The 12,391-nt window shown below is 72.3% G+C and carries 8 protein-coding genes; 1 reads left to right on the top strand and 7 read right to left on the bottom strand.

Features of this window, described 5'->3' with window-relative positions:
- Positions 1 to 168 precede the first annotated feature (168 nt).
- Together mreB and ACZ55A_RS05205 are read right to left on the bottom strand one after the other, a co-directional pair.
- Positions 169 to 1,248: a rod shape-determining protein MreB gene (gene mreB, locus ACZ55A_RS05200; RefSeq protein ID WP_468833861.1), complete on the bottom strand. Its 1,080-nt coding sequence runs from the start codon at positions 1,246 to 1,248 to the stop codon at positions 169 to 171.
- Positions 1,249 to 1,438: 190 nt separating this feature from the next.
- Positions 1,439 to 3,538, bottom strand: coding sequence for an FUSC family protein (locus tag ACZ55A_RS05205; protein ID WP_468833867.1), 2,100 nt, complete (start codon positions 3,536 to 3,538; stop codon positions 1,439 to 1,441).
- Positions 3,539 to 3,825: 287 nt separating this feature from the next.
- Between ACZ55A_RS05205 and ACZ55A_RS05210 the strand changes: the two genes are divergently transcribed.
- Positions 3,826 to 4,845, top strand: a complete 1,020-nt coding sequence (locus ACZ55A_RS05210) for an alpha/beta hydrolase (RefSeq protein ID WP_468833872.1) — start codon at positions 3,826 to 3,828, stop codon at positions 4,843 to 4,845.
- 76 nt (positions 4,846 to 4,921) lie between these two features.
- On the opposite strand, the gene ACZ55A_RS05215 is transcribed toward ACZ55A_RS05210, so the two are convergent.
- From ACZ55A_RS05215 to ACZ55A_RS05235, 5 genes are all read right to left on the bottom strand, one after another.
- Positions 4,922 to 5,782, bottom strand: a complete 861-nt coding sequence (locus ACZ55A_RS05215; protein WP_468833878.1) for an ABC transporter permease — start codon at positions 5,780 to 5,782, stop codon at positions 4,922 to 4,924.
- Positions 5,779 to 8,562, bottom strand: coding sequence for an alpha/beta fold hydrolase (locus ACZ55A_RS05220; protein WP_468833884.1), 2,784 nt, complete (start codon positions 8,560 to 8,562; stop codon positions 5,779 to 5,781). The genes ACZ55A_RS05215 and ACZ55A_RS05220 overlap by 4 nt, the downstream gene beginning before the upstream one ends.
- Before the next feature lie 122 nt (positions 8,563 to 8,684).
- Positions 8,685 to 9,173, bottom strand: a complete 489-nt coding sequence (locus tag ACZ55A_RS05225; protein WP_468834697.1) for a GNAT family N-acetyltransferase — start codon at positions 9,171 to 9,173, stop codon at positions 8,685 to 8,687.
- Positions 9,174 to 9,514: 341 nt separating this feature from the next.
- Positions 9,515 to 10,648 (bottom strand): hypothetical protein, encoded by a 1,134-nt coding sequence (locus ACZ55A_RS05230; RefSeq protein WP_468833887.1) that lies wholly within the window; start codon positions 10,646 to 10,648, stop codon positions 9,515 to 9,517.
- 213 nt (positions 10,649 to 10,861) lie between these two features.
- A complete protein-coding gene (locus tag ACZ55A_RS05235) occupies positions 10,862 to 12,355 on the bottom strand; it encodes a CoA-acylating methylmalonate-semialdehyde dehydrogenase (protein WP_468833893.1) in 1,494 nt (497 codons plus the stop codon).
- Positions 12,356 to 12,391: the final 36 nt, after the last annotated feature.

The following is a 12,391-nucleotide window of genomic DNA, read 5'->3' on the forward strand; positions in this document are numbered from 1 at the left end:
CGGGCTGCGGCCCTCGCGGCCGCTGGACCTGTCTCCCGGATCATGGTGCGCGATCGCACGCCCGCGCGAGGTTTTTTGCCGGTCCGGCAAACCGCACCGGCCGGTGCGCCCCGCTCCTCCCGGTTGCCCGTGTCCCGGCCCTCGCGCCCCCTGCCCCCGGGGGCACCCCTACAGCCGGACCGTCTTCCTCGGCTGTTCCTTCGCCCCCGTCAGCAGCCCGTGCAGCGTGGCGAATTCGTCGACGCACTTGGCGGTGCCGTTGACCACGCAGTCCAGGGGCTGGTCGGCGATCATCACGGGGACGCCCATCTCCTGCCGCAGCCGCCGGTCCAGGCCGCGCAGCAGGGCGCCGCCGCCGGTCAGCGCGATACCTCGCTCGATGATGTCGCCGGACAGCTCCGGGGGGCAGGCGTCGAGGGTGCGGTGGACGGCGCCGACGATCGCCTCGACCGGTTCGGCCAGCGCCTCGCGGACCTCCTCCTCGGTGATCTCCTGGACCCGCGGCAGACCGCTGACGTGGTCACGGCCGCGGACGGTGTAGGCGGTGCGGCGCTCCGGTTCGCCCTCCTCGTCGACGTCGACCGGGGTCCAGGCCGCCGACCCGATGGCGATCTTGATGTCCTCGGCGGTGCGCTCCCCGATGGCCAGGGAGTGCTTCTTCTTGACGTACGTGGTGATGGCGGCATCCAGGGCATCGCCCGCGACCCGTACGGACGTCGCCGTGACCAGGCCGCCCATGGAGACGACGGCGACCTCGGTGGTGCCGCCGCCGATGTCCACCACCATGCAGCCGACCGGCTCGTCCACCGGGAGACCGGCACCGATCGCGGCGGCCATCGGCTCTTCTATCAGGTGCACTTCACGGGCCCCGGCGCCCCGGGCGGAGTCGATGACCGCGCGCCGTTCGACGCCGGTGACACCGGAAGGCACGCAGATCACCACCCGCGGCCGGGAGAAACGGCGGCTGGGGACGGCCTTCTTCATCAGGGCGCGCAGCATCTGCTCGGCGGCGTCGAAGTCGGCGATCACGCCCTCCTGGAGGGGACGCATCGCGGTGATCCCGGACGGCGTGCGGCCGATGGTCCGTTTGGCCTCCAGACCCACGGCGATGACCTCGCCGTTGGCGTTGACGGCGACGACGGACGGCTCGTTCAGCACCACGCCCTTGCCGCGGGCGTACACCAGGGTGTTGGCGGTGCCGAGGTCGATGCCTATGTCGTACGTACCGGACGAAGTGCTGGACGCCATGGGGAGTTCGTGTGCTCTCTCGACGAGGGGACGGGGCGGGGGGCGGGGGTGCTGGTGTTTCCGTGGTTGCTGGGATGGCGGATTTCCGGGGCGTTGCACCACAGAACAACCCCATTGACCATCAATGGGGCTCATTGCGGGCAATTACTAAGACTACTGGCGGCGTCGGATGGTTCCCGGCGCCGGGCGGTCACCCGTCCCCCGGCTCCCTGGACAGCGCCTCGGCCAGCTCGTCGAGGGCGTCCAGCAGCAGGTCGGCGGCGCGCAGCGCAACGCCCTGGCTCCCGGCCTCGGCGTCCCACCGCTCCCATGCGGCGCGCAGCGCACTCCACTCCAGGACGCCCCGTTCGCGTACGGCGTGCGCGGCACGCTCCAGAGAGGGGCGCAGCTCGGCGGCGAACGCGGCCGCCCCGGCGGAGGGTTCGGCGTCCTTGTCGGGAAGGTGCGCCTCCAGGATCATCGTCACCCGCCCCATCGTGGCGAGCGCGGCCCCGGCGGCCTTCGCCGACCCCGGTGAGAGGCCGCGGTGGCGTACCGGTTCCTTCTCCGCCCGGGCCTCGCTCTCCTCCCAGGCCGCACGGGCGGCACGGGCATCCAGCAGGGCCTCGCGGACCTGCCGGGGGCGGCCCTCGGCGGGACGGGCGTAGCGGTCGTGGACGGCCAGTGCGTAGCGCCCGTTGGCCTCCAGCCACTCGGCGAGGCGGTCGCGCAGCCGGGGCGTCTCCCAGGCGGGGAACAGCGCGTACGACAGCATCGCCAGCAGCCCGCCGACGAGGGTGAGCACGATGCGCTCCTGGACGGTCTGCTGCCAGCCCTCGCCGGCGATGCCGAGCAGAAAGACGACGTACGCGGTGACACAGGCCGAGGTCACCGAGAAGCCGGTGCGCATCAGCAGATACATCAGCCCCACGCACACCACGGCGAGCGCGGCGCTGACGTACGCGCCGGGGTGCGCCAGGGCCATCAGGCCGCCCCCGACGGCGACGCCGACGAGCGTGCCGCTGAAACGGGCCACGCCCCGCGAGTAGGTCTGCGCGAAGTCGGGGCGCATCACCATGACGGAGGCGAGCGGCGCCCAGTAGCCGTGGCCGAACGGCAGCGCGGTGCCCAGCAGATAGCCGGCCGCGGCGACCGCGGTGACCCGCAGCGCGTGCCGGAAGATGTGGGAGGACCAGCGGGCCTCGCGGTGCAGGGCGCGCAGCGCGACCGGCACCAGCCTGGGGACGCTGGGGCGCAGCAGATGGCTGCCTTCTTCCCGCCCGCCCTGCCCCCGTTCCGCCTCGGTGGTCGGGCGGGTGGCCTGGACCGGCTCGTCGGTGAGCTCGACCGCGTCGGCGAGCAGGGAGATCAGCCGGTAGGCGGCGCGGCGGGCGGCGCCCTTCAGCATCGGGCCGGTCGCCGGGACTTCGAGGGTGGCCATCGCCTCAGGGGGCAGCCGTACCGGCTTGGCGTGCCGTACGGCGTGCGCGACGGCGTCCAGGACGGTGGCCGCGGCGGCCAGCAGCTCCCGGGCGCGGTCGCGTTCGGGGCCCTCCAGGGGAGCGCCGACGACCGGGTCGGCCAGGGAGGCGAGGACCGGCCGGACGCGTTCGGCGAGGCCGCGGGGGCCGTGCAGCTGGACGGGGCGACGCCTGGCCTGACGCGGGGTCACGGTGGAGGCGAGCCGGGCGTCCATCAGGGGCGCGGGGTCGAACGGGGCGACCGGGTCCTGCCGCAGCCGCCGGGCGTAGTCCGCCTCGGCGGCCAGCGCGTCGGCGAGCGCATCGCGCTGGACGCCCCAGGGGCGGACCGGGAAGACCACGATGAGGGTGGCCTGGACGAGTCCGCCGAAGAAGATCAGGGCGGCGTGCTCCAGCGCCCCGAGGACGGACGTCGGCAGGGTGACGGTGACCAGCATGATCGCCACGGTCTGGGTGCCGGCCAGTCCGGAGACCGGGCCGATCGCCCAGGCCATACCGGCCAGGAAGGTCCAGCCGGCGAGCAGCAGGACGAACGCGACGGTATGGGCGGCGGCCAGATAGCCGAGGAAGGTGGAGACCGCCAGCGCGCCGGCGACGGCGAGCGCGAGGACCGGGCGCGGCCGCATGCTGCGCTGGAAGGTGACGAGGCCGGAGGCGAACGCGCCGAAGGCGGAGGAGACCGCGAGGGTCGCATCGCCGCGCCACAGGCACAGCCCGATGACGATCGCGACGCCCACCGAGCCGCGGACGGCGATCAGCGGGGTGAGCTTGGTCCGCTCGATCGTCAGCCCCGAGCGGGCGGCTTCCTTCAGCGCTCGCGACCAGGTCATAGCGAGAGGATACGGGCCGGAGGCGGGAGTTCCGGAAGGGCCGGGACGCGGTGTGGGCCACCCGGCCGCCGCACCGTCCACCGGGAAAATCCTGGTAAAACCGGCATCCGGCGCGCGTGAAACGTCGCAGGTCACCAAGGGGACGCCCGGATTCCGGGCGGTGGTGCGACCAAGCCGACACCCGCCAGCGGAAACCGCGGCCGGCGCCGGCGCCCTCTTGCAGAGCGGCCGGGACAGCTCCTGGCCGGCCGGGCCCGCCCCGGCATGTTCGGCAAGGAGAAGGCCCCGTGCGCACAGCCCTGTTCCGTCCGGTGATCGCGTTGATCACCCTCACCGTTCTCGTCACCACGGCCGGCTGCGGCACCGGCGCCACCCAGGCCTCCCCCATACGGTTCGGCGGACCCAAGACGGGCGCCGCGCTGCACGCCACGCCACCGGGGAAGCACTCCCTGGTGCGGTGGCCCACCCGGCCGATCAGCTTCACGGAGGAGCGCCGGGTCGGCGGGGCCGGCGGCGACACCCCGATCGGCGTGACCACCCTGCACGGCCCGAAGTCGGGCTTCACCGGGAAGGTGTGGGTGTGGGCGCCGCCGGAGTACTACGAGCGGCGGAACGCGAACAAGGGCTTCCCGGTGATGGTGGCGCTGCCCGGGTCCTACGGCTATCCGCGCAACTACTGGGCCGGCTCTCGCTTCGAGCTGGCGGAGAACCTCGCCCAGTGGTCCAAGGACGGCACCAGCCTGCCGTTCATCGTCGTCATGCCGGTGCTCAACCCCAACGACAAGCAGTACTACGACGGCAGCGACATACCCGGCCAGCCGAAGATCGGCACCTGGCTCAGCCAGGACGTGCCCGATCTCGTACGGCAGAACTTCCGCACCCTCAAGACCCGCGACGCCTGGGCGATGATGGGCTCCTCGTCCGGTGGCTTCGCGGCGCTGAAGAACGTGCTCCAGAACCCCCAGACGTTCAAGGTGGCGATACCCAACGGGCCGGACATCGTGCCCGATTCACCGCTGTGGAACGGCCACCCCGCACAGAAGCGCGAGAACAACCCCGAGGTGCTGGCCCGCCGGCTGATCGCACGCGGCGGACCGCCGGTCTACCTCGCCTTCCAGGACGGCTCCCAGGAGCACACGGTGCTGCCGAAGGTACGCAGGTTCCTCGCCCAGTACGGGCACGGGCCGGTGCACACCCGGCTGCAGATCATCCCGGGCGGCACACACAGCGGGGCGACCTATGTGAAGGGCCTGGGCGAGGGCACGATGCGCTGGGTCAGCGCACACATGCAGGGGCCGACCGCCTGACAGCCGCGGCCGGCCGTCCGACCACGGCGGCCGGCCCCGGCCCGCCCCGCACCCCGCCGTCCCCCGCACGCCGCCGTCACGACACCACGTCCTTGCGCGCGAACCCCCGGAACGCCAGCGCGACCAGCACCAGCGCATACGACACCGAGACCGCCGAGCCCTGGATCATCCCGGCCCACTCCAACCGCGGCTGCAACGCATCCACCCAGGAGTACTGCCAGTGCGCGGGCAGCACATCCCGCCAGTCGCCGAGGGCGGTGACCTGGTCGAGGACATTGCCGATGATGGTCAGACCGACCGCGCCGCCGACCGCACCCAGCGGTGCATCGGTCACCGTCGACAGCCAGAAGGCGAGCGCCGCGGTGACCAGCTGGCTGACGAAGACATAGCCGGCCACGACCGCCAGCCGGGACACCGCCTCACCCGCCGACAGCGCGCCCCCGGTGGGCAGTTGCAGCGGCCCCCAGCCGTACGCGGCCGAGCCGACGGCCAGCGCGACCAGCGGCAGCAGCAGCATCGCGGCGGCGCTGAACAGCAGCGCGACGGTGAGCTTGCTCAGCAGCAGCCGGGCCCGTGGGACCGGGGCGGCCAGCAGATAGCGCAGCGAGGACCAGCTCGCCTCCGAGGCGACCGTGTCGCCGCAGAACAGCGCCACCGGCACGACCAGCAGAAAGCCCGCGGAGACGAACAGCACCGTGGCGGTGAAGTTGGCGCCGGACGCGGTGGCCCCGTCCATCAGGGTGATCCGGCCGTTGCTGCGGCCGCTCGGGTCGCCACCGATCGCGAACGCCGCCACCAGCACGAACGGCAGCAGCGTCAGCAGCGCGGCGATGACCAGGGTGCGGCGGCGCCTGAGCTGCCGCCTGGCCTCCACCCGCAGCGGGAGGGTACGGCCCGGGCGGTAGCCGGGTGCCCGCTCGGTGGCGGTCGCGCTCATCGTGCGTCACCTCCGATCAGGGTGAGGAAGGCGTCCTCCAGACCACGGTGCGGGCCGATACGGTCCACCGCGACCTCCAACCGGAGGAGTTCGGTCAGGAGTTGGGTGGTCGTGGCGCCGCCCAGCCGGACGAGCAGGCCGCCCTCGGCGCGGACCGCGGAGGCGACGCCCGGCAAGGCATCCACCTTCTCCACGACGGCGTCGTCCACCGGCTCGGCGACGCCCACCAGCAGGGTCTCGCCGGACCCGGTGATCTCGGCGACCGGTCCGGCCTGGACGAGCCGTCCGCGGTCCATGACGACCAGATGCGTACAGCTCTGTTCGACCTCGGACAGCAGATGGCTGGAGACGATGACGGTGCGTCCGGCAGCCGCGTAACGGATCATCACGTCCCGCATCTCGCGGATCTGCGGCGGATCCAGCCCATTCGTCGGCTCGTCCAGAATCAGCAGATCCGGCAGCCCCAGCATGGCCTGGGCTATGGCGAGACGCTGGCGCATGCCCTGGGAGTAGGTGCGGACCGCGCGTTGCAACGCATCGCCGAGGCCGGCGATCTCCAGCGCCTCGTCGAGATGCGCGTCGGCGGCGGGCCGGCCGGTGGCCTGCCAGTACAGCTCAAGATTGGCCCGTCCGGACAGATGCGGCAGGAAGCCGGCGCCCTCGACGAACGCACCGACCCGCGACAGCACCGGAGCGCCCGGCCGGATCGCCTGCCCGAAGACCCTGATCTCCCCGTCGTCCGGAGTGATCAGCCCCATCAGCATCCGCAGCGTGGTGGTCTTGCCCGCGCCGTTCGGCCCGAGCAGGCCGAGCACCTGCCCCTTGTCGACGCGGAGGGACAACTCCCGTACCGCGTACCGGTCCACGGACCCGGCGTACCGCTTGCTCAGCGCGCTGATCTGCAACGGGACGTCGGCGAGCGCCGGATCGGGGGCCGGCGCCGCGGCCCTGCGGCGGGCGGTGAACAGCAGCAGCGCGGCCACCACCGCGGCCCCGGCCGGCAGCGCCCAGGTCCAGGCGGGCAGCGGGGTGGCCGCGCTGCGCACCTCGGGCGCGGTGGGCACGCTGACGGCACCGCCGCCCTTCAGGGAGACGGTGTAGCTGGTGGGCCCGGCCGGCGAGGCATAGCCGAGGTCGGTGGCGGAGAGCACCAGCCGCAGCCGGTGCCCGGCCGCGAAGTCATGGTCGACGGCGGGCAGTTGGAGCTTTACGGTGCGGCCGTCATGGGCGTCCTTGATGCGGTACGGCGTGACCAGCTGGGAGGGCAGTACCTGGCGGCGGCCGTCCGGGGCGACGTCGTAGAGCTTGGCGAAGAGCACCGCGTCCCGCGCGCCGGACCGCACCTGCACCGTGGCGGTGGGGCTGCCGGTGAGACGGACCGGGGCGGGCAGCGGCCCCGACTCGAAACGGGCGTACTGGCCGGGGAAGTCCAGGGAGAGTCCGCCGCTGCCGAGGGCGGAGAGGTTGCCGAGCGCCCCCACACCGGGCACCGCGGAGATCGCGGGCGGTCCGGCGCCGGCCGGGTTGCGGAAGGTCTGGGCGGGCCCGGCCAGCCGGATCTTCCGCGGAGCGTTGTCCAGACCGGGGTAGCGGTCCGCGCTCGCCCCGCGCAGCCGCACCATGCCGTCGGTGGAGTCCACTCCGCCACTGCGGCTGACCCGGAACCCCGGCCCGGTGCCGGCGCCCTTGTCGCCCTTCAGATACCGGTCGAACCACGCCTTCGTACGGGCCCGGAGGCGGGCCGTCTCCCGGTCCCCGCCGTCATGGCCGCCCGAGATCCAGTCCACATCGACCGGCGCCCCGTTCTTACGGATCGCCTTCTGCATGGCGTCGGCCTGGTCGAGGGTGAACAGCGAGTCGGTCTGCCCCTGCATGATCAGGGTCGGCACGTTGATGCGGCCGCCGACGGCGGAGGGACTGCGGTCCTCCAGCAGCCGGCGGGCCGCGGCGTCCGGAGTGCCGCTGACCGCGACCCGCTCGTACATCCGGCACAGCGCCGGCTCGAACTTCCCGCAGCCGCCGGACACGGTCGGCGCGGCACGGGGCCCGCCGGACGGGGCACCTGACGGGCCGGGCGGAGCCCCGGGCGCGCCGGACGGAGCGCCGGACGACCCGGTGGTGAAGAAGATTCCCGCCCACAGCTTCTTGAAGACACCGTGCGGGAACAGGGCGTCGGCCAGGTTCCAGTACGTGATCTGTGGGGCGATGGCGTCGACGCGCCGGTCGTGGCCTGCCGCCAGCAGCGAGATCGCCCCGCCGTACGAGGCGCCGGCCACCCCCACCCGGGGGTCGCCGGGCTTGTCGAGCTGCACCTCGGGCCGCTTGGCGAGCCAGTCGATCAGCCGGCGGACATCGGCGACCTCACCGTCCGGGTCGTTCAGCCCGATCCGGCCCGTGGACCTGCCGAAACCGCGCGCCGACCAGGTCAGTACGGCGTACCCGTCGCGGGCCAGCTCCTCGGCCTGGGCGCGGAGATCGGCCTTGCTGCCGCCGAAGCCGTGCCCGAGCAGCACGGCAGGCCGCCGCCCGCCGGAACCTTGCCGGGCGGTGAAGAAGGAGGTGTCGATGCGCACCTCCTTCTTGCCGCCGGGCTCCTCCGGCATCGTCAGCCGCCGGTCCTCGCGGTGCACGGCGGGTGCCGCTTCCGGCGAAGCGGCCGCCCAGGTGCCGCCTCCCGCCAGCACGGCCAGCGCGGCCGCGGCGGCGTACAGACGCCGGCCGCGCAGCCGCCCGTGCCGGCCGCGCAGCCTTTCGCGGAGTCTGAGCGCTCGGAGATCCATACCGGAATCCTAGGTACGGCCTGCCGCGGACGAGCCGTACCCCGGGCTGACCCCCATGCCCCTCTCAGGGAGTAGGGTTCGCCGGCCTCGTACCACGGACGCGGTACGAGGCCGGTACCGCTTTACCCGGCCGGCGCCGTCCTACGGAACCGCGCCAGCTTGTCGTCGCCGCTCCAGCGCTCAAGACCGGCCTTCTCCAGCACTCGGCAGGAGGCCCGGTTCGCCGTCTCGACATCCGCGTACACCGTGTGCACGCCCGGCGCGGTGAGCGCGAAGGCCACCAGGGCACGGGCCGCCTCGGGCGCATAGCCGCGGCCGCGCCGGGACGGCACGACGCCGTAACCGAACTCGACCGCGCCCTCGCCGGGCGGCCAGAACAGCCCGATGGCGCCGACCACCAGGCCGCTCGCCCGCTCGATGATCTGCCGCTGGCCGTAGCCGCCGCGGGCCTGCGGGTGTTCGGCGGTGTATCCGGCGATGATCCGGTCCCCGTCGGCGGGGAAGTCCGCCGCCCAGTGGGGCTGCCGCACATCGCCGAGGACGGCGGCGAGCTCATCGTCGGACCATGTCCGCAGCAGCAGCCGTTCGGTGAGCAGATCCGTACCGCGCACGGAGAAGGCGGGGTCCGGAGAAGCGGCATCCGGAGAAGCGGAATCGGGAGAAGGGGAATCCTGGGATGCGGAATCCGGGGTGAGGAAAGAAGACACGCGTCACTCCTGGTCGTTCTGCGACGACCGGGCAGCGCCGGAGATCCGGACGTTTCTGGGTCCGGCTCAGACGGCGGCCCGGCCAAGGGCATGCTGATGAGGCGTCCGGCGGGCCATATTCATCAACCTCCCTTGTCCAGCAGTGCGCACACGCGCTGCGCGTCCGCCGGAGACTACCAACCCGGCGGACGCGCAGCACAGTTGTTTCTTCCCGGACGACAGCGACCAGGTCCTCACCGGCGCCGTCAGTACTGCGGCGGCCCGAATCCGCCCTGCGGGGGCATCGGCGGCGTCCCGGGCGGCATCGGCGGGACGCCGGGCGGGGCCATCGGGGGCCCGCCGACCGGGGGCACCGGGCCGGCCGGGGGCTGCCAGCCGGGCTGCGGCGGGCCCTGCGGACCGTGCGGGGCGAAGCCGGGAACGGCGAACTGCCCGGCGCCCGACGGCGGATACCAGGCCGGCGCCACCGGCTCACCACGGCCCATCAGGACGAACAGGGCCACCGACCCCAGCACATCGAGCAGGAGCTGGAGAATGTTGAGGATGCTCAGGCCCGGCATGGTGTCGCTCAGCTTGAACAGCGCACCGTCGCCGGCCATCGCGACCACCGTCAACAGGGCGCCCGGCAGCGACAGGGCCGACAGCCCGATGGCCAGACCACGGGCCGCCCCGCCACGCATCAGGCTGCTGAGACCGGCCACCGCGGTCAGCACCAGGAAGACCAGCCCGGACCAGCCGGGAGCCAGGCTCAGCAGCGAACTGAGCACACCCCGGCCGAGGTAGAACATCTCGAAGGAGCCACTGCCGCCCTGCACCAGCATGTAGATCTGCCACGCCACATTGCACAGCGCCATCGCGCCCAGCAGCAGACCGGCCACCACACCGGCCGTCTTCACCGGACGCACCGGCGGATCGCTGGGCTTCTCCCGCGGCCAGGCACGCATCCCGCCGAGCAGCACGGCGCCGGCCACCAGCGTCAGCAGGAACAGCAGTCCGCTGCTGATGAAGACACCGTCGAAGGTGGAAGTGGCCGTCTCCGCGTGCGTGAACCACTTGTCGTCGCTGGTGTGGTTGCCGACGCTGACAAGAGCCTGAAGGGCGGTGGCGAAGGTGAAGGTGGTGGCGACGGCCAGCAGCCCGCCGGCCACCCGCTGCCCGGCGAAGGCCGTGAACGCGGCCCCCAACTGGACCAGGGCGAGACCGAACTGCAACGGGCCGGTGACCTCGTTGGTGCCGCCGGGGTGCTGAAGCGTCCAGGACTCCCAGACGCCGTCGATACCGAACTCGCCGAGGTCGACGGCCAACCAGTAGGCCGTGAACAGGAAGAAGAGCAGGCAGAAGACCCCGCCCGTGATACGGGCGCCCTTGGCCAGCGCCATGGATTGATGCATATCGTCCCCCGGTGGTGTCGAAGCTCGGCGAGGGAGCACGGTAGCAACGCGCCACCGCCCGCTCTCCCCCGGACCTGCGGCCTTCCCTCCCCCACCCGCCCCACCGCCCCACGAACCGGGACATGCCGGGCCCCCTGCCGGAGAAGACCGGCAGGGGGCCCGGGTCACGGGTCCTGTCAGGGCACCCCGTGACGGCTCCCGTCAGTGGTTGCTGGGGAAGCCCAGGTTGATGCCGCCGTCGGACGGGTCGGGCCAGCGGGTGGTGACGACCTTGCCGCGGGTGTAGAAGTGCACGCCGTCATTGCCGTAGATGTGGTGGTCGCCGAAGAGCGAGTCCTTCCAGCCACCGAAGGAGTGGTAGCCGACCGGCACCGGAATCGGCACGTTCACACCGACCATCCCGGCCTCGACCTCCAGCTGGAAGCGGCGGGCCGCGCCACCGTCCCGGGTGAAGATCGCGGTGCCGTTGCCCCACGGCGAGTTGTTCATCAGCGCGATCGCCTCGTCGTACGTCTCCACCCGTACGACCGACAGCACCGGGCCGAAGATCTCGTCGCGGTAGGCGTCCATCTCCGGCGTGACGTGGTCCAGGAGCGAGATACCGATCCAGTGGCCGTCCTCGTAGCCCTCGACGGTGAAGCCGGTGCCGTCGATGACCACATCGGCACCCTGCGCCGCGGCACCGCTGACGTACGAGGCGACCTTGTCACGGTGGGCCTTGGTGATCAGCGGGCCCATCTCGGAGGCCGGGTCGTCACCGGGACCGATCCGCAGCTTGTCGGCGCGCTCCTTGATCTTGCCGATCAGCGGGTCGGCGGTCTCCCCGACCGCGACGACGACGGAGATCGCCATGCAGCGCTCACCGGCCGACCCGTACGCGGCATTGATCGCGGAGTCCGCGGCCAGGTCCAGGTCCGCGTCCGGCAGCACCAGCATGTGGTTCTTGGCGCCGCCCAGCGCCTGCACCCGCTTGCCGTTGGCGGTACCGGTGGTGTGGATGTAACGGGCGATCGGCGTGGAGCCGACGAAGGAGACCGCGGCGATGTCCGGGTGCGCCAGGATCGCGTCGACCGCCACCTTGTCACCGTTGACGATGTTCAGCACCCCGTCCGGCACCCCCGCCTCGGCGGCCAGCTCGGCCAGCTTGAAGGCCGCGCTGGGCACCTTCTCGCTCGGCTTGAGCACAAAGGTGTTACCGCAGGCGATCGCCAGCGGGAACATCCACATCGGCACCATCGCCGGGAAGTTGAACGGCGTGATACCGGCGACCACACCGAGCGACTGGCGGATCGCCGCCACATCGACCCGGGTGGAGACCTGCGTGGACAGCTCGCCCTTCAGCTTCTCCGGGATACCGCAGGCCAGCTCGATGATCTCCAGACCACGGGCAACCTCACCGAGCGCATCCGAGTGCACCTTGCCGTGCTCGGCTGTGATCAGCCGGGCGATCTCCTCACGGTGCGCATCGACCAGCTCGCGGTACTTGAACAGCACCGACGTGCGCTTGGCCAGCGAGCTGGTGCCCCAGGTCCGGAACGCTTCCCTGGCGGCACGGACGGCCGCATCGACCTCCTCGACAGAGGCGAAAGCGACCTGCTTCTCCTGCGCACCCGTGGCCGGGTTGTAGACCGGGCCGAAGTTGCCGGAGACACCCTCAACGGGCTTGCCGCCGATCCAGTGGCTGATGGTCTTCATGCGGGGGGCCTTTCTGGGCTGACGACTTCGAACGGG

The sequence above is a fragment of the Streptomyces sp. NPDC034111 genome (assembly GCF_055575375.1).

Coding starts and splice junctions, on each gene's coding strand:
- ACZ55A_RS05215 (WP_468833878.1), bottom strand. CDS start 5,782: ATGAGCGCGACCGCCACCGAGCGGGCACCCGGCTACCGCCCGGGCCGT.
- ACZ55A_RS05235 (WP_468833893.1), bottom strand. CDS start 12,355: ATGAAGACCATCAGCCACTGGATCGGCGGCAAGCCCGTTGAGGGTGTC.
- ACZ55A_RS05230 (WP_468833887.1), bottom strand. CDS start 10,648: ATGGCGCTGGCCAAGGGCGCCCGTATCACGGGCGGGGTCTTCTGCCTG.
- mreB (WP_468833861.1), bottom strand. CDS start 1,248: ATGGCGTCCAGCACTTCGTCCGGTACGTACGACATAGGCATCGACCTC.
- ACZ55A_RS05220 (WP_468833884.1), bottom strand. CDS start 8,562: ATGGATCTCCGAGCGCTCAGACTCCGCGAAAGGCTGCGCGGCCGGCAC.
- ACZ55A_RS05205 (WP_468833867.1), bottom strand. CDS start 3,538: ATGACCTGGTCGCGAGCGCTGAAGGAAGCCGCCCGCTCGGGGCTGACG.